Consider the following 21,699-nt stretch of genomic DNA (forward strand, 5'->3'; position numbering starts at 1 on the left):
AGCGGCGCACCGCCGCTCCCTGGGTCAGTGCATGATCCAGCTGAGCAACCACAACCCAGCACCAGCCAGATGATCCCCATGATGATCGACGCATTCATGAACGCGCGGATCGCCGACCACAGCAGTATCAGGCCAAGGATCAACGTGATGATGCTGATGATCGACGTGTCCATGCCCAGGGCGCGGGACAAGCCTTCGATAAAATTATTGCTGGCACGGCTCACCAGCTGGAACAGGCCGCTGAGGCCGTCAACGATGAACCGGATGACTGAGCCCAGCGCCTGACCGAGCCATTCGAAAAAACCTTCTACCTGCATGGAATGAGCGTCCTGATCAAAAAAGAGGCGTGGTTGCCGGAGTTGAGGCTTGGGCTGCCGACAACGGTACCAAGTTCCCTGTAGCCGGAATCGTTTGAGTATGGCGCAAGAACCTTGTAGCAGCTGGCGAAGGCTGCGTTCGGCTGCGAAGCAGTCGTCATTAATGAGCCCCATTCCAACCAACAGAACACATTGCCTGATTCTGCGACTGCTGCGCAGCCGAACGCAGGCTTCGCCAGCTGCTACATAGACCTTGCCTTGATTGAGGATCCCCCGAAGCTATACGCCTTCAGGAGAGCCCGATGAACCTTGTTGAACTGACCGAACGCCTGCACGCCATCCGTGACCGCAATGAGTGGCAGCCATTTCACAGCCCGAAAAACCTGGCCATGGCCGCGAGTGTCGAAATGGCCGAGCTGGTGGAGATTTTCCAGTGGCTGACCGAAGACCAGTCGCGGCAACTGCCAGCGGATAAACTGGCCCATGCCGGGCAGGAAATCGGCGATATCGTGCTCTATCTACTGTTGCTGTGCAGCGAGTTGGGCCTGGATATGAATGACGTGGTGCGCAGCAAACTGGCCGACAGCGAACGGAGGTTCAGCTGATGAGCGACCGTCATTTCGATCAACTGGCGACACGCTTCGCCCAAAAATCTACGGCGGAGCCAAAGGCGCGATTCGCCTGGCAGTACTGCAGGCCGACCTGGCCGAGATCTTGCCGGACCGACCGTTGCGGGTGCTGGATATCGGCGCCGGCCTTGGCCACATGTCGCTGTGGCTGGCCGAACGCGGGCATCAGGTGACATTGGCCGAGCCTGCCGAGCCCATGCTCGAAGGCGCCCGCCAGCGCTTTGCCGAGGCGGGGCAGACGGCAACGTTCATTCAGGCGCCGTGGCAGGAGCTGCTCGGTCAGCTCACCGAACCCTACGATCTGGTGCTGTGCCATGCCGTGCTGGAATGGCTGGCCGAACCGCATGCGATCCTGCCGGTATTGCATCAACTGACCAAGCCGGACGGATGGCTATCCCTGGCCTTCTACAACCGCGATGCGCTGATTTATCGCAACTTGCTCAAAGGCCACTTCCGCAAGATGCGCAAGAACGACATGGCCGGCGAAAAGCAGAGCCTGACCCCGCAACAGCCGCTTGATCCGCGGGAATTGGCGGCGCAACTTGAGGGGATGTGGCAGGTCGAAAGCCAGAGTGGGGTGCGGGTTTTCCACGATTACATGCCCGTGGAATTCCAGGCCCGCGCCGAACTGGTGGATTTGCTCGAAATGGAGCTGGCGCACCGCCGTCACCCAAGCTTTGCCGGACTTGGGCGTTACTTGCACTGGATCTGCCGGCCAGTCTGATCGGAGCGAAAAATGAAGAACCGTTCAGGGTTGTTGGTTATCTGTCTGGGTCTGGCTGCCTGCCAAGGCAGCAACCCGTATGTGGCGTCCTCCAATCCCATTCCACCTGCACCGCCGCAGGCGGCCAACACTTTCGATCACAGTGCCTACCCGGCGGCACCGCGCGACTACGGGCGCTATCGCAGCTGGGCCTGGCTCAACGGGCACCTGCCAACGGGGACCGTGTGGGCGGACTCGGCGCAGGTCGCCGAAGCGGTCAGCAATGCGCTCGATCAACGTGGCCTGCGCCCGCTGCATGACAATCGTCCGGCGGATCTGTTTGTCAGCGCCGATTTGCGTATGGAAACCCGCTTGCGCCAGGTTCAGGACGACTATGGTGCGTACGGCGGTTACGGTGGCTACAACCACTATGGACATGGTCCGGGTTACGGCATGTACGGCAGTGTGCCAATCGTGCGGACTTATGAGGAACAGGTGGTCGTGGTGCAGGTAGAAATGTTCGACGCGCAAAGCGGTCAGCCGGTATGGAGCGCCAGCGCTGAAACCAGCCATCGTGGTACACAGAGCGAGCAAACAGATGCCATACGCAAGGCTGTAGAAAAGGCGATGTCGGCGTATCCTCCCAGTTAGCTTCTGTTGTCAAGAAGCATTCAGGTTCATGTCTTCAATCGGAGAATCATCATGTTCCGCCGTTTCGCTTTACTGGCAGTGATCGCGCTGCTCAGTGCCTGCGCCGCCAACCAGGTCAATCATGACTTCGATGCCAGCCGTGACTTCGCGGCCTATCGCAGCTGGAGCTGGAAAGAACCCGCCTTGCAATATCGCCCCGATGACCCTCGTATCAAGAGCGACTTGACCGAACAGCGAGTGCGCGAGTCGGTGGCCGATCAACTGGATCAGCGTGGCCTGCGTCCGGCCGCGGCCGGTGCCAAAGGTGATTTGAATGTGCAGACCTACCTGATTGTCGAAGATCGCCAGCAACAGGTGACGACCAACTATGGCGGCGGCTGGGGTAATCCATGGAACGGCTACTGGGGCGCGCCGATGTACAACGAAACGCGCCTGGTTTCCTACAAGGTGGCAACCATCCAGATCGATCTGCTCGATGGCAAGGATGGCAAACTGGTGTGGCGCGGCAGTGACGAGCAGATGCTCAGCCGCACAACGAATCCCGCCGATCGCAGCAATGCGATACACGAAACGGTCACCCGGATATTGGCCAACTATCCCCCCACAGCTAAACACCACACGACCTGTAGGAGCGATGCTTGCTCGCGAAGACAGAGTGTCAGTCGACATTTGTACTGACTGAACGGACGCCTTCGCGAGCAAGCATCGCTCCTACGGACTGTCAGGCAACCGGCCGCCAATGCCCCACCATGTGTTCCAGATCCCCAGTACCGATCAATTGCAGATCTCCGCTCGAGCCCGCCGCGCTGGCCAGTAACGCCACCTCGCTGGGCAGGCGCACCGGTTTCTTGAATTGCACCGCGATCTCGATGTTCGCCGTCGGCAAATGATCTGCCAGCGCGGCCAGCGTGCGGGCCTTGTTCCATAACCCGTGGGCGATGGCCGAAGGAAAACCGAATAGTCTGGCGCTGGCCGCACTCAGGTGAATCGGGTTGTAGTCGCCAGAAACCCTGGCGTATTGCCGGCCGATGTCCGAGGGCGCTTTCCATTGAGCGACTTGCGTCAGTGCCAGCGTTGAAGCCAACACGTCTTCGACAGGCTCACCCTCAAGCTTGACCCCACGACAAAGCATCTGGCTCTGCGCCTCCCACAACGTCCCCAGCTGATCATCCAGCGTCGTCACCAAATCGAATGTCGCGCCCTTGGCATGGGGTTGCAGATTTGCACCTGCACGCTTGCTCGCACTCGATTGACCCCGCCCAAGGGGCGCAGCACGCGAATGCGATTGCTCAGGTGAATCAGCCCCAGCAGCGGGAACGGGAACTCTTTGGCCGTGAGCAATTGCATCTGCAATGCGAACGCGAGGATGTGTGGATAGGTGGGTGGCAGCAGGCTGTTGTCGGCGAAACCACACACTTTTCGATACGCCGCCAGACGTTCGGGATCGACCACGACCCAGCAGCGCAATCCCGAATCGGGCAAGGTGCTGCCAGTGATTTTTCGCCGCGTCGCAGCTTTCATATACAACGCCGGCAGGCCGGGTTCGCGGTTGAGTGTGTGCCAGTCGGTGATCATACCTAAGCCCCCAGAACACTTTGCCCGCAGACGCGCAAGGCCTGCCCGGTGAAGGCGCCGGTGCCCGGTTGCGCAAGCCACGCCACCGCTTCAGCCACGTCCTGCGGCAGGCCACCCTGGCCCAGCGAACTCATGCGTCGCCCGGCCTCGCGCAGGCCGAACGGAACGCGTGCGGTCATTTGGGTTTCGATAAAACCGGGGGCTACGGCGTTGATGCTGATGCCCCGTTCCTGCAGCAAAGGCGCCCAGGCTTGCGCCAGACCGATCAATCCGGCCTTGCTCGCCGCGTAATTGGTTTGCCCGCGATTGCCGGCGATGCCGCTGATCGATGCCAGCAGAATCACCCGGCCGTTGTCGCGCAACGTGCCGTTATCGAGCAGGGCTTTGGTCAGCACTTGCGGGGCGTTGAGGTTGACCGCGAGCACCGCGTCCCAGAAATCCGGGGTCATATTGGCCAGGGTTTTATCCCGGGTGATACCGGCGTTGTGCACCACGATATCGATGCCGTCGGGCAACTGTTCGACCAATTGCGTGGCGGCATCTTCGGCGCAAATATCCAGCGTGATGCTGCGCCCGCCGAGGCGTGCGGCGAGGGCTTCGAGATCGCTTTTGGCCGGTGGGACATCGAGCAGGATGACGTCGGCGCCGTCACGGGCCAGGGTTTCGGCAATGGAGGCGCCGATGCCTCGTGCCGCGCCGGTGACCAGTGCCTTGCGCCCGGCCAGCGGGCGCGTCCAGTCCGTGACCTGTGTGTCACAGGCATTCAGGCGAATCACTTGCCCGGAGACGAAAGCGCTTTTTGGCGAGAGGAAAAACCGCAGCGGGCCTTCGAGTTGATCTTCGGCGCCCACACCGACGTAGACCAGTTGCAAGGTGCCACCGCTGCGCAGTTCCTTGGCCAGCGAGCGGCTGAAACCTTCCAGGGCACGCTGCGCACTGGCAGCGAACGGGTCGCTCAAGGTCTGCGGATCACGGCCCAAAATCACCAGGTGCGCACAGTGATCGAGGTTCTTCATCAGCGGCTGGAAGAATTCGCGCAGCTGTTTGAGCTGGTCGGTCTGCAGCAGATCGCTGGCATCGAACACCACGGCTTTGAGTTTCGGGCCGTGGCCGGGAATCCAGGCCGTCGCCATCGAAGGGTCTGTGCCGTAGCTGAAGATCGCGTCGGTCAGGCGGTTGGCAAACGCACTGACTTTCTCCGCCAGCGGCCCGCCACCGATCAGCAATGCACCGTCGACCGGACGCAGCCGGCCCGCTTGCCAGCGTTCCAGGCGAACCGGCGAAGGCAGGCCCAAGGCCCCGACCAGACGATGACCGATGGATGAATTGGCGAATTCGATATAGCGGTCAGACATGGAACGCACTCCAGCAGCTGGGGTTCAAAGTGTGGACCATGAATGGCGATCAGTCGTTCGATCCACGGGATAAGGCCTACGCTCAGGTGATGGCAACGCAATCCCTGTAGGAGCGAAGCTTGCTCGCGAAGGTGTGTCAGTTGAAATGAATGTAGCTGACACACCGCCTTCGCGAGCAAGCTTCGCTCCTACGGGGATCGGTGATCACGTACTCATCAGGAGCTTTTCATGACTCAACTGCGCCGCGTCGCGATCATCGGTGGTAACCGGATTCCCTTCGCCCGTTCCAACGGGCCCTACGCCACCGCCAGCAACCAGGACATGCTCACTGCCGCGCTCGAAGGTTTGATCGAGCGCTACAACTTGCACGGCCTGCGTATCGGCGAAGTGGTCGCAGGGGCAGTGCTCAAGCTGTCGCGGGACATGAACCTGACCCGCGAGTGTGTGCTCGGTTCGCGGCTGTCGCCCTCGACGCCCGCCTATGACATTCAGCAAGCCTGCGGCACCGGGCTGGAAGCGGCATTGCTAGTGGCGAACAAGATTGCCCTGGGCCAGATCGAGTGCGGCATTGCCGGTGGCGTCGATACCACCTCCGATGCGCCGATCAGTGTCAGCGAGGGGCTGCGCAAAGTCCTGCTGCAAGCCAACCGCGCCAAGACCGCCGCCGACAAACTGAAAACTTTCCTGCAATTGCGCCCCCGACACCTGATCCCCGAGTTCCCGCGCAACGGTGAGCCGCGTACCGGTTTGTCCATGGGCCAGCATTGCGAGTTGATGGCGCAGACCTGGAGTATTTCCCGTGAAGCACAGGATCAACTGGCCCTGGAAAGCCATCAAAAAATGGCCGCGTCCTATGCCGAGGGTTGGCACAACGATTTGATGACGCCGTTTCTCGGCCTCAACCGCGACAACAACCTGCGCCCGGACCTGACTCTGGCAAAACTCGCTTCGCTGAAAACGGCGTTCGAAAAAAGTGCCAAGGGCACCCTGACCGCCGGTAACTCCACACCACTGACCGATGGCGCGTCGCTGGTGCTGCTGGGCAGTGAGGAATGGGCCAGAGAACGCGGCTTGCCAATTCTCGCCTACCTGCGCGACGGCGAGGCGGCGGCAGTGGATTTCGTCAACGGTGCCGAAGGATTGTTGATGGCGCCGGTGTATGCGGTGCCGCGATTGCTGGCGCGCAACGGCCTGACCCTGCAGGACTTCGACTACTACGAATCCACGAAGCCTTCGCCGCGCAAGTGCTGTGCACGCTGAAGGCCTGGGAGGATCCGGACTACTGCAAAAGCCGCCTCGGCCTCGATGCGCCGCTGGGCTCGATCGATCGCAGTCGACTCAACGTCAAAGGCAGTTCGCTGGCGGCGGGGCACCCGTTCGCCGCCACGGGCGGCCGTATTGTTGCCAATCTGGCGAAGCTACTGGATGCGGCCGGGAAGGGGCGGGGCCTTATCTCAATCTGCGCTGCGGGTGGGCAGGGTGTGACCGCCATCATTGAACGATGATGAATACCCGGTGTTGAATAGATTTGTAACATGGCTTAGCGTCGCCTCATGAGTCGTCCAGCAACATAAGGCCAGTCAATGCCGACTAACGGACAAACATCCCTCGAGCGAAGCATTCCACCCATTACAGCCCTGCCGCGCCCGCTGTACGCCCGTGTAGAGAGCCTCAATGCCGGTTCTTGGACAGCCTCCCATCGCCACGACTGGGTGCAGTTTTCGTACGCCATCAGCGGCGTTCTCGGCGTGCATACCGCCGAGGGCAGTTTCTTTGCGCCGCCGCAGTGGGGGATCTGGATTCCGGCGGATCTTGAACACCAGGTGGTGACGTCGATGCGTGCCGAGATGCGCAGTCTGTATGTGCGTCGCGAGGATTGTCAGTGGGCGGACGGCCGGTGCCGGGTGCTGGAAGTGACGCCGCTGGCGCGGGAGCTGATCAAGAGTTTTTGCCTGCTGCCCGCGGAGTATCCGCAGGGCGACAGTCAGGAAGCGCGATTGGTAGGAGTGTTGCTGGATCAGTTGGCGACGTTGCCGGAAGTCGGGTTCTCCCTGCCGTTGCCCCGCCATCAACGGTTGCTGGGGTTGTGCAACGAACTGATCGAAAACCCTGAGCGCAACGTGACCTTGCAGGAATGGGCAGAGCGTTTGGGCATGTCGGAAAAAACCCTTATGCGCCTGTTCCAGCGCGAAACCGGATTGAGCTTTCGTGGCTGGCGTCAGCGCATGCGGTTGTTGTCGTCGTTGAGTTTGCTGGAGGAGGGGGACAGCGTGACCAATGCCGCGCTGGCCTGTGGGTATGACTCGACTTCAGCGTTTATTGCGGCGTTCAAGGGGTTATTCGGATTTACCCCGGGAGAGTTGTTTCGGCAGTGATGGCCCCTTCGCGGGCAAGCCTCGCTCCTACGGAATGAGGCGTACCCTTGTAGGAGCGAGGCTTGCCCGCGAATGGCCTTGGATCAGGTACGGAACCGGCGCACCAACCCGTCCAGCTCATTCGACAACCCGGCCAGGCTCTGGGAATCCAGTCGCGCCGAGTTCGCCAGTTCCGCCACCAATTGCGCATCGCCATGGATCTGGCTGATGTGCCGGTTGATGTCTTCGGCCACTTGGTGCTGTTGCTCCGCCGCCGTGGCGATCTGGGTGTTCATGTCGCGGATCACGTCCACCGATTCGCGAATCTGCCCGAAACTGCTGCGCGCTTCACCGATGCGCGTCACCGATTGCTGCGACACTTCCAGGCTTGCATGCATCTGCTGCGTCACCTGGCTGGTGCGTTTGGCCAGATTGCCGAGCAGCCCGTCGATTTCCGCCGTGGAATCGGCCGTGCGCTTGGCCAGCGCCCGCACTTCGTCCGCCACCACCGCAAAACCACGACCTTGCTCACCGGCGCGCGCCGCTTCAATGGCCGCGTTCAGCGCCAGCAGGTTGGTTTGTTCGGCGATCGAGCGAATGGTGCCGAGGATTGACTGAATGTCATTGCTGTCGCGCTCCAGCTGTTGCATCGACTGGGCCGACTGTTCGATTTCCTGGCTCAGGCGATCCACGCTGCTCACAGCGGCATCGATCTGTTGCTGACCTTCGCGGGCCTGACGCTGGCCACTGTCGGCAGACTCGGCGGCCTGGCTGCACGAGCGCGCTACTTCGTTGGCGGTGGCGACCATTTCGTGGAACGCCGTGGACACCATGTCCACCGCTTCACGCTGGCGCCCGGCGGCTTCAGCCATGTCGCTGGATACCTGGGTCGAGCTTTTGGAGGTGGCCAGGATTTTGGTCGCGGCGCCGCCGATGTTCTGGATCAGGTTGCGGATCGCGGTCAGGAACTGGTTGAACCAGTTGGCCAGTTGCGCGGTTTCGTCGCTGCCACGGATTTGCAGGTTCTTGGTCAGGTCGCCTTCACCTTGGGCGATGCCTTCCAGGCCGTCGGCCACGCTGCGAATCGGACGTACGATGACGCTGGCGAAACTGGCGCCGACGATGGCGAAGACCACCGCCAGCACGGCTGCGATGATCGCGATCAACCAGGTCAGTTGCGTCGCAGTGTTCATCACGTCGTTTTGTTTGATCAGGCCGACGAAGGTCCAGCCCAGTTGCTCCGACGGCCAGACATTGGCCATGTAGCGTTCGCCGTTGAGTTCGACTTCGACCATGCCTTTGCCGGCCTTTGCCAGTTGTGCATAGCCTTCGCCGAGGCTGCTCAGGGCCTTGAAGTTGTGCTCCGGTTGCTTCGGATCGACCAGCACGGTGCCGGTGTTTTCCAGCAGCATCAGGTAGCCGGTTTCGCCGAGCTTGATCTGTTTGACGATTTCGGTGAGCTGCTTGAGTGTAACGTCGATGCTGACCACGCCACCGTTGGTGCCTAACTTGTTGTCGATGGTGCGCACGGTACTGACGTATGTCGCATCATCCTGGGCCCAATAGTAGGCTTCGGTGCGCAACGGCTTGCCCGGTTTGGCCTGGGCCGCCTTGTACCACGGGCGCTGGCGCGGGTCGTAATTGCTGAGCTTGGCATCGTCCGGCCACGACACATAACCACCGGCAGCGGTGCCGAGAATGGCATAGGCGTAGGACGGATGGCTGTTACCCAGGTCCTGCAGGAGGCCGAAGACTTTTTTGTCCATCTCGCCCTGAGGAATGCTTTCAGCGTTGGCACTCATGTAGGTCTTGAGGCTGTCGTCGGAGTTTTTGATCAGCGGTTGTTTGGCCAGGTACTCGACGTTCTGGCTGATGCCGTCGAAGAACAATTGCATGGCATTGCTGACCTGACGGATTTCGCGACCGCTGCTATCGACGAATTCGTCCTTGGCATCACTGCGCAAGTTCAGCACGACGAGGGTGGCGACCAGCACCACGGGCAAACAGGCGATTATTGCAAACGCCCAGGTCAACTTCTGTTTGATGTTCATCCGCGCTCCAGATTTTCTTGTAGGCCCACGCAGTGCAGATGACTCGCGGTTTATTGGCAGCCGTAAACGTTGTCTATCAACCCGTTTCCGTGAGTGCGGCATCGTTTTTGTCAGGGAAACGATTGTCGGACAAATCAGTTTGTCACTCAGGACTTCGGCTGTTGCCTGCGGAAATTGAGGGCTGTCGTGAAAAAACCCGCGAACGGTACGTCGGCACCCCCTCCCCCGATTGGATGGATTGCCGTATAACGAATGACTTTCGCGTGTTTGGTAATAAAGGACCCACAATAAAAGCTGATGAAGACTCCAAAACGCATTGAACCCCTGATCGAGGACGGTCTGGTCGACGAGGTGCTGCGCCCACTCATGAGTGGTAAAGAAGCAGCTGTTTACGTGGTGCGCTGCGGTAACCAGTTACGTTGCGCGAAGGTCTACAAGGAGGCGAACAAACGCAGTTTTCGTCAGGCGGCCGAGTATCAGGAAGGCCGCAAGGTGCGCAACAGCCGTCAGGCCCGGGCGATGGCCAAGGGCTCCAAGTTCGGCAAGAAAGAAACCGAAGACGCCTGGCAGAACGCCGAAGTAGCGGCACTGTTCCGTTTGGCTAATGCCGGTGTGCGGGTGCCAAAGCCTTACGACTTCCTCGAAGGCGTACTGCTGATGGAGCTGGTGGCAGACGAGTACGGTGATGCCGCGCCGCGTCTGAACGACGTGGTGCTGGAGCCGGACCAGGCACGCGAGTATCACGCGTTTCTGATTTCGCAGATCGTGCTGATGTTGTGTACCGGTCTGGTGCACGGTGACCTTTCCGAGTTCAACGTGCTGCTGACTCCGACCGGCCCGGTGATCATCGACCTGCCGCAAGCGGTGGACGCGGCGGGCAACAACCACGCGTTCAACATGCTGGAGCGGGACGTGGGCAACATGGCGTCCTACTTCGGGCGGTTTGCGCCGGAGTTGAAGAAGACCCGGTATGCCAAGGAAATGTGGGCCTTGTACGAGGCGGGTACGTTGCACCCGGCGAGCGTCCTGACCGGCGAGTTCGACGAACCCGAAGAGTTGGCCGATGTGGGCGGCATCATGCGCGAGATCGAGGCCGCACGCCTGGATGAAGAGCGCAAGCAAGCGGCCCGTGCTGCGGACGATGCGCCACCGGGCAAAACCGAAGAACCGCCTCCACCTTGGATGCAGTGATTGGTTGATCGAAAAAAAACCGGCTTCGGCCGGTTTTTTTGTGAATGCGGGTTCGATCAATGTTGCCTGACAGACCGCCATCGCGGGCAAGCCTCGCTCCTACAAGGATGACGCGTGCTCCTGTAGGAGCGAGGCTTGCCCGCGAAAGCGTCCGTTTATTCAACACTTATGTGTCATATACGCACCAATTCAGCACAACACCCCGACTCCAGATTCTTGAGAATCGGACAATCGGGCCGGTGATCGCCCTGACAATGCTCGACCAGATCCTGCAGCGTATCGCGCAATTGACCGAGTTCACGGATCTTCTGGTTCAGTTCTTCGATGTGCTGTCGGGCCAATGCCTTTACATCGGCGCTGGCACGCTGTCGGTCCTGCCAAAGCGTCAGCAGCTTGCCGACTTCTTCCAGGGAAAATCCCAAGTCCCGGGAGCGCTTGATGAACGCCAGGGTATGCAGGTCATCGTCGCCGTACACCCGGTAACCGCTGTCAGTACGATGGGCAGTCTTGAGCAAGCCGATGGACTCGTAATAACGGATCATCTTCGCACTCAGGCCGCTGTGGCGGGCCGCTTGGCCGATGTTCATCGGTTGTCCTCCATTTCCTCGGGTTTCCAGGTTTTCAACAGTAGCGCATTGCTCACCACGCTGACGCTCGACAACGCCATCGCCGCACCGGCCAGCACCGGGTTGAGGAAGCCGAAGGCCGCCAATGGAATGCCGATGAGGTTATAGACAAAGGCCCAGAACAGGTTTTGCCGGATCTTCGCGTAGGTCTTGCGGCTGATCTCCAGCGCCGCCGGCACCAGGCGCGGATCGCCGCGCATCAGAGTGATTCCGGCGGCGTGCATGGCCACGTCAGTACCGCCGCCCATGGCGATGCCAATATCGGCGGCCGCCAATGCCGGTGCATCGTTGATACCGTCACCAACCATTGCCACCACACCGTTTTTTTTCAGCGCAGCGACCTCGGCGGCTTTGTCCGCCGGTAGTACTTCGGCATGCACGTTGGTGATGCCCAAAGCATCGGCCACCACTTTGGCACTGCCACGATTGTCACCGGTCAGCAGGTGGCAGCTGATGTGGCGCGCGCTGAGTTGTTGCACGGCTTGCAGCGCGCCGGGCTTGAGGGTGTCACCGAAGGCGAACAGGCCTAATACTCGCGGCACGGGGCTTTGCTCGATCAGCCAGGACAGGGTCCGACCTTCGGTTTCCCACGCGATGGCCGAATCGGCCAGATCACCTGCGCTCAATCCGCTCTCTTCTAAAAGACGTCGATTGCCGAGAGCCAGCCGCCGGCCATTGAGACTACCGGCAATGCCTCGACCGGTCAGGGATTGGCTGTCAGTGACATCGGCCACAATCAAACTGCGTTCATTGCACGCGTCCAGCACAGCCTTGGCCAACGGATGCTCGCTACCGCGTTGCAGGGCACCGGCCAATTGCAGCAGGCTGGCATCGTCGCCGTCGATGGCACTCAAGTGTGCGATGCGCGGGGCGCCCGAGGTCAGCGTGCCAGTCTTGTCAAACACCACCGAACTGACTTCGTGTGCGCGTTCCAGCGCTTCGGCGTCCTTGATCAGAATCCCGTAACGCGCCGCCACCCCGGTGCCGGCCATGATCGCCGTCGGCGTGGCCAGCCCCAGCGCGCAAGGGCAAGCGATCACCAATACCGCGACAGCATTGATCAGCGCGGTTTCGAGGGGCGCGCCGTATAGCCACCAGCCAATCAAGGTCGCCAAAGCCAGCAGCAGGACTACCGGCACGAAGATCTGGCTGACTTTATCCACCAGTTTCTGGATCGGCGCTTTAGCCGCCTGAGCGTCTTCCACCAGACGAATAATCCGCGCCAGCACGGTTTCCGCGCCGAGCGCCTGAGTGCGAACCAGCAAGCGACCTTCGCCATTGATCGCGCCGCCGGTGACTTTATCGCCGGGTTGCTTGGGCACCGGCAGGCTTTCGCCACTGATTAACGCTTCGTCGGCATGGCTCTGGCCTTCGACCACTTCACCGTCCACCGGGAAGCGCTCACCGGGTTTGACCAGGACCAGATCATCAAGGCGCAGGCCGCTGATGGCGACGTCCTGCTCGCGGCCGTCAATCACCTGAATCGCCCGCTCCGGGCGCAGCGCTTCAAGGGCGCGGATGGCGCTGGCGGTCTGACGCTTGGCGCGGCTTTCCAAGTATTTGCCCAGCAACACCAAGGCGATGACCACCGCAGAAGCTTCGAAATACAAGTGCGGCATGCGCCCGGCGGCGGTGGCCCATTCGTAGACACTCAAGCCATACCCGGCGCTGGTGCCCAGGGCGACCAGCAAATCCATGTTGCCGGCACCGGCGCGCACGGCTTTCCACGCAGCGACGTAAAACCGTGCGCCGAAGATGAATTGCACCGGCGTGGCCAGTGCGAACTGCGCCCAGGCCGGGAGCATCCAGTGCACGCCGAACGGTTGCAGCAGCATCGGCAATACCAGCGGCAAGGCGAGGGCGATGGCCGCAATCAAGGCCCAGCGCTCACGGTGCAGGCGGGTCTGTTGGGTATCGGTGGGTGGATGATCGGCTTCCCAGACGCTGGCGGCGTAACCGGCCTTGGTCACAGCGGCGATCAAGGTTTGCGCATCGACCTGTCCGAGCAGTTCCAGATGCGCGCGTTCGTTGGCCAGATTCACGCTGACGCTCTTCACCCCCGGCACTTTGTTCAGCGCCCGTTCGACGCGGCCTACGCAGGAGGCGCAGGTCATGCCATCGATGCTCAGTTCCAGACTCTGCTGCGGCACGCTGTAACCGGCATTTTCCACGGCCTCCATCAAGGCCGGCAGGCTGCCGGTTGGCGCCTGAACCCGCGCCTGTTCAGTGGCCAGATTGACACTGACGGCACTGGCACCCAGGACTTTGCTCAAGGCACGCTCGACACGCCCGGCGCAACTGGCGCAGGTCATGCCGGCAATCGGCAGATCGAAAGTAGTGGATTCGGACATGGGGCACGCTCCCTGTAGAAGATGTCTACAGGATCAACCTTGCCATGCTGGCAAGGTCAAGCACCAATCTGCAAATTGTCGCAGTTCCCACAGGGTTTTGTGTTAGTAACCCAAGCCTGCGCGCTTGAGGTACATCCCTTCCTGCGTCATCGCGATCCGGTACTTTTGTACCTCCCCCGCGCGCAGCGTGATGTTCTGCGATCCCGGCGCCAGTATCCCCGGGTTGCAGCCCGGTGCCTGGCCCGGTAGCAGCTTGAGGCGCAGGGACACATTGCCCGGCGGCAAGTTGAACGAGGTGCTTTGCTCCGGGAACAGCCGCGCCGACAGCTGATCGTGGATGTACACGCCGATCTCGCAGTTCGTCGCGACTTCAAGCCGTTCACGGGAAATGATCAGCACGCCATAGTCTTCCCCGGCGGCATGGGCCGAAGGCATCGCGGCGAAAAGGCTGAGGAAGCCAAACAGGCTGAAAGCTGACCAGCGCATGGCTGAATCTCCCGAGATCGAGTCATTGATGGACGCAGCTTGGCCGAGCGCAGCACCGATTGCCAGCCCGGCAGATCACTGCAGAACTTGACCTTGCCATGGTGGCAAGCTCGACACTGCTCGCAACCTCACTCGAAAGCCTCATTATTCGGAAGCCTCATTTAAGGAGCCATCCCATGCAAGTGTTCAATGTTGAAGGCATGTCCTGCGGTCACTGCGTCAAGGCCATCACTCAAGCTGTGCAGGCCAAAGACCCGGCGGCCAGTGTGCGCGTCGATCTGGGGGCGAAAGAAGTCGGCATCGAGTCGGTGTTGAGCGCCGACCAGGTGATCGCGCTGATCAGCGAAGAAGGCTACGGCGTGAAGCTGGCCTGACCTTTTTAATAGTTAGCGAGCTATCGGAATGTTCAAGGCGTCCATGCGCGGCTAGACTGTCGGGCTGCCGACCTCTGTCCAACTGGATGCCTGATGAACTTACGTATTATTCTCATTCTCGGTGCCTTGAGCGCTTTCGGTCCGCTGGCGATCGATTTTTATTTGCCAGCGTTCCCGGCCATGGCGCTGGCCTTCGGCACCGACGAAAAACACGTTCAGTTGACCCTGGCGGCGTATTTCCTCGGCTTGTCCATCGGTCAACTGGCTTACGGACCGGTGGCGGATCGTTTCGGTCGACGCATTCCGTTGCTGACCGGTGTCGGGCTGTTTACCGCGGCTTCGTTGGCGTGCGCTTATGCGCCAAACCTTCAATGGTTGATCGCTGCACGATTTATCCAGGCGCTGGGTGGCTGTGCAGGGATGGTGATTTCCCGGGCGGTAGTCAGCGACAAATGCGATGCGGTGGGGTCGGCAAAAGTCTTTTCGCAATTGATGCTGGTGATGGGACTGGCGCCGATTCTCGCGCCGATGCTTGGCGGCTTGCTGGTCAACACCACCGGTTGGCAGTCGATCTTTCTGGTGCTGACCGGTTTCAGCGCATTGGCGGGATTGGCCGTTGCCCTCGGCCTGCCGGAAAGCTTGCCGGCTCATGTGCCACGTCAGCCGTTGTCCGGGGCGCTGCGTCAGTACGGTAGGTTGCTCGCGGACCCGGTATACCTCGGCCATGCCTTGACCGGCGGTATCGCCATTGCCGGCATGTTTGCCTACATCGCCGGATCGCCATTCGTCTTCATCAAGCTCTATGGCGTTGCGGCCGAGCATTTCGGCTGGTTTTTCGGCACTAATGCCGCCGGCTTCATTCTGGTGGCGCAGCTCAACGCGCGGCTGCTGGCCAAGCGCGGGCCGGCGTTCCTGCTGGCGCGTGCAGTATGGGTTTACCTCGGTGCTGGTCTGACCCTGCTTGCCGTGAGTGCATTGCACACTACTCAACTGTGGCCGCTGCTGATTCCGCTGTTCGTTTGTATCGCCAGTCTCGGTTGCATCCTTCCCAATGCCTCGGCCTGCGCCATGAACGGGCAGGGCGCTCGCGCCGGCAGTGCTTCGGCGTTGCTTGGTTGCCTGCAATTCAGTGTGGCGGCCGGCGCCACGGCGCTGGTGGGCGTTTTGCACGACGGCAGCGCCATGCCGATGGCCATGGTCATCAGCCTGTGCGGGATTCTGGTGGTGAGCGCAGCGATGCTCACCCGGCGTTTGCAAAATGCCCGGGCACTGGTGCAAGCCCAGGTCTGAGGACGGACTCAGCCAACAGCACGCTGCTGACGGTCGGGAATCTGATGGGGCGCGTGCAGGCGCGCTTCAAGAGTATTGGTGAAGGCTCGAGCTTCGGCTTCACTGCGGAAAGTCACCGCATGTTGGTCAAGACGGACCTGCCACTGGGATTTTGCCAATTCTTTTATCAGGATCTTCATTACTGACCTCCTCAAGTAAAAGAGTGTCTCGCAGAGATTTCGATTGTAGTCCTGAATACGATCACCATTGTGACATGGGTCAACCTTCGGACTGACGGCAAAAATCGCCGCCGTAGCCGCAATACAAACTTGTAGGAGCTGGCTTGCCAGCGAAGACGGCAGCCCAGTCAACAATGACGGCGCCTGACCCACCGCCTTCGCCAGCAAGCCGGCTCCTACAGGCTTAAAACCCTTCCAGCACGATCTTGCCCTTGGATTTTCCGCTTTCCAACAGGGCATGCGCACGACGCAGATTGGCGGCATTAATGGTGCCGAAGTGCTCGCCGACCGTGGTTTTCAACGTCCCAGCGTCGATCAACTGTGCCACGCGGTTGAGCAGTTTGTGCTGTTCGATCATGTCCGCGGTTTCGAACAGCGAGCGGGTGTACATGAACTCCCAGTGCAAGGACAGGCTCTTGCGCTTGAGCTTGGTCACGTCCAGGGCTTTCGGGTCATCGATCAGTGCCAGTTTGCCTTGCGGCGCCAGCGCCTCGACCAATTGATCCAGGTGATGATCGGTCTGGGTCAGGCTGGCGACGTGAGACACCTGATGGATGCCCGCGCGCTTGAGTTCTTCACTCAGCGGCTGGCTGTGATCGATCACCCTATCGGCGCCCAGGTCCTTCACCCAGCTCTGGGTTTGCGCACGCGAAGCAGTGCCGATGACCTTCAGAGCGGTGAGCTGTTTCGCCAACTGCGTAAGAATCGAGCCAACACCGCCGGCGGCACCGACGATCAGCAGGCTCTGGCCTTCATCGGTCTTACCTTCACGTACTTGCAGACGTTCGAAAAGCAATTCCCACGCGGTGATCGCGGTCAACGGCAGGGCGGCGGCTTCGGCGAAACCCAGGGTTTTCGGCATGTGGCCGACGATCCGCTCATCCACCACATGCAGTTCGCTGTTGCCACCGGCGCGGGCGATGGAACCGGCGTAGTACACCTTGTCGCCGGCCCTGAACAGCGTCACTTCACGGCCGACTGCTTTGACGACACCGGCCACATCCCAGCCCAGCACTTTTGCTGCGCCACCTTCAGGCTGGACATTCTGGCGGACCTTGGTGTCCACCGGGTTGACCGAAATGGCTTTGACCTCCACCAGCAAGTCCCGAGGCCCGGCGACGGGCGCCGGCAGTTCGATGTCTTGCAGGGATTTTTCGTCGCTGATCGGCAGGGATGCGTAATAGGCGATGGCTTTCATGAGGGCTCCAGACAGTAATAAAGCAGAGATGTCGATGGGGCAGATGATTGGCTATTTCTCCTGAAGATAAAACCCGCTAAAAGAGCAGTCTCTTTCAATGTTTTTTTGATAATTGGAGCTTGCGATGCTGCGTTTCGATGACTTGCAGCTGTTCGTTCGGGCGGCGGACCTGGGCAGTCTGTCGGCGGCGGCGCGGGGCATGGACATGTCGGCGGCGGTGGCCAGTGCCGCATTGAAACGCATCGAACAGCAGCTCGGCGCACGCTTGCTCGCCCGTTCGACCCGCAGCCTGCGCCTGACCGCCGAAGGCGAAGGTTTCCTTGAATATGCCCGGACGGCCCTGAGCAACCTCGACGAGGGCCGGCGTTTATTGGCCAGTAGCCAGGATCAGGTCAGCGGCGTGTTGCAGTTGTCGGCACCGTCGGACTTCGGTCGTAACTTGCTGCTGCCCTGGCTGGACGAGTTTCAACGCGAGCACCCCAAGCTCACCGTGCGCTTGTTGCTCGGTGACCGTATCGCTGATCTGTTCCGGCAACCGGTGGACATCGCCCTACGCTACGGGGAGCCCGAGGACTCCAGTCTTGTGGCGTTGCCCATTGCCCCGCAGAACCGGCGCGTGCTCTGCGCGGCACCGAGTTACCTGACACGGCATGGCGAACCGCGGCAACTGGAGCAATTGGCTCAGCACAATTGCCTTCTGTTCATGCTCGGAAGCCGGGTCCACGATCACTGGAGTTTCCACGACGGCAAACGCGAGGTCGGCCTGACCGTCAGCGGTGATCGTTTCAGTGACGATGCCGATGTCGTGCGGCTGTGGGCCGTGGCGGGCGCCGGGATCGCCTACAAGTCCTGGCTCGATGTGGCCGGCGATGTGCTCGCTGGTCGACTGAAAGTGTTGATGCCGGAACTGCTCTGCGAGAGCGCACCGCTGAATTTGTTGTGCGCCCATCGCGCACAATTGAGTAAGCCGGTGAACCTGTTGCGGGAAATGCTTGCCAGCCGATGCGCCCTGTTGAGCAGTCATTTTCCGGGGATCTCGGGAATCGATCCTTAGTCGCATGAAAAAAGCGAAATTTCCCGCAGGAACTATCAGCTTCAACGGTTTGCGGAGGACAGGAACCGGTGATCCGCACGCCTATACTAGCGCTCGCCTCATGTACGCGCCGTCAATCGCAGTAGCGAAGCCACGCGGGATTCATCCTTGTCCCATGCCTCATCGCCAGACCTCTTCAAGCGTTGCCCGAAGATGGCTGAGGTGGACGATGGCTTTGCACGGTTTATGGCGGTTTCTTCGTCTTGGCCGACGGCACGTTTCTGGTCAAGATATCTCTGAGCAGTAGACGAAACGATTCAACAGGGAGTGAATTCATGGAACATGCACCTTGCATCAGCCAGATAGCCACGTTACTGGCTGACCCAAAGCGCAGCGCAATAATGTGGGCCTTGATGGACGGCTCGGCGCGGCAAGCCGAAGATCTGGCCCTGTTGGCCGGTCTGTCCCCGTCTTCGGCCTGCGCCCACCTCGGACGCTTGTCCGCCGGTGGTCTGTTGAAAGTCGAGACCCGGGGACGCAAGCGCTTCTTCCGCCTGGCCGCCCCCGAAGTCGGTGCCGCGATCGAAGCACTGGCAAGTGCTACGTTGGCCAGCATGCCCCAGGAAATTCCTGATATTTTCAAACACACCGCGCCCCTTGCTAAACCTCAGGCCAGGCAATCGTCCTTGTTGCGTGCCCGGCTTTGCGACGACCATCTGGGAGGTACGCTGGCCGCGGACCTGTACCAGCGTTTGCTGGATGCGGGCTGGATCGAACAGTTCGATCGGCGGGTCACGATTACACTCAAGGGCTCTACCGAGTTGGCGGCGCGAGGTGTATTCATCCAGGCGCTGGCCCATCGCAATGGCAAGTCTGCGTGTGCGTGTCCTGACTGGAGCGAAAGACGCCCGCACATGGGCGGGTCACTGGGTGCGGCGTTGTTGCAGTTGTTCATGCAGTCCGGCTGGTTGAGCCTGCCCAGCGATTCGCGGGCCTTGCACGTTACCGCTGCCGGTCAGCGTGAAATCCTCCGGTTCGCCAAGGAAACCGAGCTGGAAATGGCGCTCTAGGAGCGAAGCTTGCTCGCGATGGAGTCTTGATCGTTCCCACGCTCCGCGTGGGAATGCAGCCCGGGACGCTCCGCGTCCCACAAGCGGACGCAGAGCGTCCGTAGAGGCATTCCCACGCAGAGCATGGGAACGATCAGTGGTTGAGGCGAGGCTTACGGTTTGACCAGTCGCGCATCCAGGCTGTTCTGTGCCAGTCGCTTGGCCTGGTCCTGGGTCATCCCCAGATCGGTATACAGCGCATGGAAGTTCTCGGTGACATAACCGCCGAAGTACGCCGGGTCATCAGAGTTTACGGTCACTTTCACGCCACGTTCGAGCATGTCGAGAATGTTGTGCTGCGACATGTGATCGAACACGCAGAGCTTGGTGTTGGACAGCGGGCACACGGTCAGCGGGATCTGCTCGTCGATGATGCGCTGCATCAAACGCTCATCTTCAATGGCGCGTACGCCATGGTCGATGCGCTGGATTTTCAGCAAGTCGAGGGCTTCCCAGATGTACTCCGGCGGGCCTTCTTCACCCGCGTGGGCGACGGTCAGGAAGCCTTCACCGCGCGCGCGGTCGAACACGCGCTGGAACTTGCTCGGCGGGTGACCCATCTCGGAGCTGTCCAGCCCAACGGCGACAAAGGCCTCGCGGAACGGCAGCGCCTGGTCGAGGGTTTTCTCGGCTTGCTCTTCGCTCAGGTGGCGCAAGAAGCTCAGGATCAGACCGCTGGTGATACCCAGTTGCTGCTCACCGTCCTTTAATGCGGCGGCGATACCGTTGAGCACCACCTCGAACGAGATGCCTCGGTCGGTGTGGGTTTGCGGGTCGAAGAACGGTTCGGTGTGAATCACATTCTGTTCTTTACAGCGCAGCAGGTAGGCCCAGGTCAGGTCGTAGAAATCCTGGGAAGTGCGCAGCACGTCGGCGCCCTGGTAATACAGGTCGAGGAATTCTTGCAGGTTATTGAAAGCGTAAGCCTTGCGCAGGGTTTCGACATCACTCCACGGCAGGGCGATCTTGTTGCGTTCGGCCAGGGCGAACAGCAACTCGGGCTCCAGCGAACCCTCCAGGTGCAAGTGCAGTTCTGCCTTGGGCAGTGCGTTCAGCCAGTCGTACATATTCTTTTCTCATCAGGTGCAGATGGCGGGCATTCTACAGGTGCTTGCAGAAACAATTGGCAAAACCTGACCGAAAGGTTCATTACACCGCTTCCTGTTCCCGTCGATAAGCGTAGGTAGCCGCGAAGCGTGAGAGCAGGAATTCGGCGCAAGTGGTTGTCGGATATTTCGCCGGATGCCGTTTGTCCTGACAACCGGGCAGGCATTCGATGCGGGTGTCGGGGTGCGGCTCGGCGAAGAACGGCATGGAATAGCGATCTACTCCCAGCGGACTGATCACCCGGTGCGGCGTCGACAGATAACGATCATTGCTCCAGCGCGCCATCATGTCGCCGAGATTGACCACGAATGTGCCTTCGATCGGTGGGGCATCGATCCATTCCCCTTTGACGTTCCTGACTTGCAAGCCACCGGCCGAATCCTGGTAGAGCAGGGTGATGCAGCCGTAGTCCGTATGGGTGCCGGCGCCTTGTTGCTCGACGGAACTGGCGGTATGGCGCGGGGGGTAATGAATCATCCGCAGCACGCTGACTGGCTCAATGAAACGCGAATCGAAAAAGTCGCGTCCGATGCCCAGTGCCAGGGTCATCGCCCGCAACAGCGTTTGCGCGAGCGCCTGCATATCGATGTAGTGCTGCTCCATCAACGCTTCCCATCCCGGCATCGTCGGATGGCGGTTGGGGCCGCGCAAGGGTTTTTCCGCAAGCACGTCGGGATGGTCGGCCGGCAGGTGCAGGCCCATGTCAAAGGTTTCTTTCAGGTCACTGGGTTTGCTCGGGTCGAGCTGCTCGGTGGCAATCGCGCCGTAACCGCGATGGTGGCGGGTCTGGGTGATGTCGATCTTGAGCTTCTCGGCGGCAGACTGGGCGAAAAAACGCTTGGCGCTGTCGAGCACCGCGTCGATGCGCGCGGCGGAAATCGGATGGCCCTTGATGTAGAAAAAGCCCCACTCGCGGCAGGCGTGGTCAATTTGTGTGGCGACGGTTTGCCAGGCGTGTGCGTCTTCGCCGTAGAGCGGGGTGATGTCGATGACGGGGAGCTGGTCCATGTTGAGCTATCTCGGTAATGATCGTTCCCACGCTCCGCGTGGGAATGCAGCCCGGGACGCTCCGCGTCCCTAA

Annotated in this window: 18 protein-coding genes and 5 pseudogenes; 11 read left to right on the forward strand and 12 right to left on the reverse strand. The window is 60.5% G+C overall.

From position 1 onward, the window contains the following. Positions 1 to 24: 24 nt before the first annotated feature. Positions 25 to 317: pseudogene (locus CES87_RS13320) on the reverse strand (hypothetical protein). A gap of 302 nt (positions 318 to 619) precedes the next feature. Between CES87_RS13320 and CES87_RS13325 the strand changes: the two are divergent. From CES87_RS13325 to CES87_RS13340, 4 genes and pseudogenes are all read left to right on the forward strand, one after another. Then, the gene (locus CES87_RS13325; RefSeq protein ID WP_128606467.1) at positions 620 to 922 is read left to right on the forward strand and encodes a MazG-like family protein; all 303 of its coding nucleotides are present in this window, start codon (positions 620 to 622) and stop codon (positions 920 to 922) included. Beyond that, positions 922 to 1,670, forward strand: a pseudogene (locus CES87_RS13330) (methyltransferase domain-containing protein). The gene CES87_RS13325 and the pseudogene CES87_RS13330 overlap by 1 nt, the downstream one beginning before the upstream one ends. A gap of 12 nt (positions 1,671 to 1,682) precedes the next feature. Next, a complete protein-coding gene (locus CES87_RS13335; protein ID WP_128606468.1) occupies positions 1,683 to 2,300 on the forward strand; it encodes a DUF4136 domain-containing protein in 618 nt (205 codons plus the stop codon). Positions 2,301 to 2,351: 51 nt separating this feature from the next. Continuing rightward, on the forward strand, positions 2,352 to 2,978 hold the full coding sequence (locus tag CES87_RS13340) for a DUF4136 domain-containing protein (RefSeq protein WP_256590910.1): 627 nt from the start codon (positions 2,352 to 2,354) through the stop codon (positions 2,976 to 2,978). Between the two features lie 43 nt (positions 2,979 to 3,021). Here CES87_RS13340 and CES87_RS13345 read toward each other — a convergent pair. Next, positions 3,022 to 3,875, reverse strand: a pseudogene (locus tag CES87_RS13345) (MaoC family dehydratase). A gap of 2 nt (positions 3,876 to 3,877) precedes the next feature. Next, positions 3,878 to 5,230 carry a 3-oxoacyl-ACP reductase gene (locus CES87_RS13350; protein WP_128606469.1) on the reverse strand — a complete coding sequence of 451 codons (1,353 nt, stop codon included), beginning with the start codon at positions 5,228 to 5,230 and terminating at the stop codon, positions 3,878 to 3,880. 228 nt (positions 5,231 to 5,458) lie between these two features. Between CES87_RS13350 and CES87_RS13355 the strand changes: the two are divergent. Both CES87_RS13355 and CES87_RS13360 read left to right on the forward strand, forming a co-directional pair. Continuing rightward, a pseudogene (locus CES87_RS13355) lies at positions 5,459 to 6,735 on the forward strand (acetyl-CoA C-acetyltransferase). A gap of 78 nt (positions 6,736 to 6,813) precedes the next feature. Next, a complete protein-coding gene (locus CES87_RS13360) occupies positions 6,814 to 7,605 on the forward strand; it encodes a helix-turn-helix transcriptional regulator (RefSeq protein ID WP_128606470.1) in 792 nt (263 codons plus the stop codon). Positions 7,606 to 7,688: 83 nt separating this feature from the next. Here the strand turns inward: CES87_RS13360 and CES87_RS34285 are convergent, their stop codons facing one another. Together CES87_RS34285 and CES87_RS34290 are read right to left on the reverse strand one after the other, a co-directional pair. Next, positions 7,689 to 8,456, reverse strand: a complete 768-nt coding sequence (locus CES87_RS34285; protein WP_371858212.1) for a methyl-accepting chemotaxis protein — start codon at positions 8,454 to 8,456, stop codon at positions 7,689 to 7,691. A gap of 90 nt (positions 8,457 to 8,546) precedes the next feature. Beyond that, a pseudogene (locus tag CES87_RS34290) lies at positions 8,547 to 9,737 on the reverse strand (cache domain-containing protein); the annotation flags it as partial. Between the two features lie 195 nt (positions 9,738 to 9,932). On the opposite strand from CES87_RS34290, the gene CES87_RS13370 reads away from it, so the two are divergent. Further along, entirely contained in the window at positions 9,933 to 10,826 is an 894-nt protein-coding gene (locus CES87_RS13370; RefSeq protein ID WP_128606472.1) for a PA4780 family RIO1-like protein kinase, read from the forward strand. Positions 10,827 to 10,999: 173 nt separating this feature from the next. Here CES87_RS13370 and cueR read toward each other — a convergent pair whose 3' ends face one another. From cueR to CES87_RS13385, 3 genes are all read right to left on the reverse strand, one after another. Continuing rightward, positions 11,000 to 11,413, reverse strand: a complete 414-nt coding sequence (gene cueR / locus CES87_RS13375; protein ID WP_128606473.1) for a Cu(I)-responsive transcriptional regulator — start codon at positions 11,411 to 11,413, stop codon at positions 11,000 to 11,002. Beyond that, positions 11,410 to 13,803, reverse strand: coding sequence for a heavy metal translocating P-type ATPase (locus tag CES87_RS13380; RefSeq protein ID WP_128606474.1), 2,394 nt, complete (start codon positions 13,801 to 13,803; stop codon positions 11,410 to 11,412). Before CES87_RS13380 ends, cueR begins: the two co-directional genes overlap by 4 nt. A 102-nt stretch (positions 13,804 to 13,905) precedes the next feature. After that, on the reverse strand, positions 13,906 to 14,289 hold the full coding sequence (locus tag CES87_RS13385; RefSeq protein ID WP_128606475.1) for a hypothetical protein: 384 nt from the start codon (positions 14,287 to 14,289) through the stop codon (positions 13,906 to 13,908). Positions 14,290 to 14,465: 176 nt separating this feature from the next. Between CES87_RS13385 and CES87_RS13390 the strand changes: the two genes are divergently transcribed. Together CES87_RS13390 and CES87_RS13395 are read left to right on the forward strand one after the other, a co-directional pair. Beyond that, entirely contained in the window at positions 14,466 to 14,663 is a 198-nt protein-coding gene (locus CES87_RS13390; RefSeq protein ID WP_128606476.1) for a heavy-metal-associated domain-containing protein, read from the forward strand. 93 nt (positions 14,664 to 14,756) lie between these two features. Then, positions 14,757 to 15,953 (forward strand): multidrug effflux MFS transporter, encoded by a 1,197-nt coding sequence (locus CES87_RS13395; RefSeq protein ID WP_128606477.1) that lies wholly within the window; start codon positions 14,757 to 14,759, stop codon positions 15,951 to 15,953. An 8-nt stretch (positions 15,954 to 15,961) separates the two neighbouring features. On the opposite strand, the gene CES87_RS13400 is transcribed toward CES87_RS13395, so the two are convergent. Then, entirely contained in the window at positions 15,962 to 16,339 is a 378-nt protein-coding gene (locus tag CES87_RS13400; protein ID WP_128606478.1) for a hypothetical protein, read from the reverse strand. A 16-nt stretch (positions 16,340 to 16,355) separates the two neighbouring features. After that, positions 16,356 to 17,369, reverse strand: coding sequence for a zinc-binding alcohol dehydrogenase family protein (locus tag CES87_RS13405; protein ID WP_128606479.1), 1,014 nt, complete (start codon positions 17,367 to 17,369; stop codon positions 16,356 to 16,358). Between the two features lie 124 nt (positions 17,370 to 17,493). Here CES87_RS13405 and CES87_RS13410 point away from each other — a divergent pair, with 124 nt between their 5' ends. After that, on the forward strand, positions 17,494 to 18,423 hold the full coding sequence (locus tag CES87_RS13410) for a LysR family transcriptional regulator (RefSeq protein WP_128606480.1): 930 nt from the start codon (positions 17,494 to 17,496) through the stop codon (positions 18,421 to 18,423). Between the two features lie 314 nt (positions 18,424 to 18,737). Beyond that, entirely contained in the window at positions 18,738 to 19,472 is a 735-nt protein-coding gene (locus CES87_RS13415; protein ID WP_128606481.1) for a helix-turn-helix transcriptional regulator, read from the forward strand. 152 nt (positions 19,473 to 19,624) lie between these two features. On the opposite strand, the gene CES87_RS13420 is transcribed toward CES87_RS13415, so the two are convergent. Both CES87_RS13420 and CES87_RS13425 read right to left on the reverse strand, forming a co-directional pair. After that, positions 19,625 to 20,578: an adenosine deaminase gene (locus CES87_RS13420; protein ID WP_128606482.1), complete on the reverse strand. Its 954-nt coding sequence runs from the start codon at positions 20,576 to 20,578 to the stop codon at positions 19,625 to 19,627. A gap of 82 nt (positions 20,579 to 20,660) precedes the next feature. After that, positions 20,661 to 21,626, reverse strand: coding sequence for a 2-oxoglutarate and iron-dependent oxygenase domain-containing protein (locus CES87_RS13425; protein WP_128606483.1), 966 nt, complete (start codon positions 21,624 to 21,626; stop codon positions 20,661 to 20,663). Positions 21,627 to 21,699 lie beyond the last annotated feature (73 nt).

Origin of the sequence: Pseudomonas sp. ERMR1:02, from assembly GCF_002277815.1 — a bacterium.
Taxonomy (GTDB): Bacteria; Pseudomonadota; Gammaproteobacteria; order Pseudomonadales; family Pseudomonadaceae; genus Aquipseudomonas.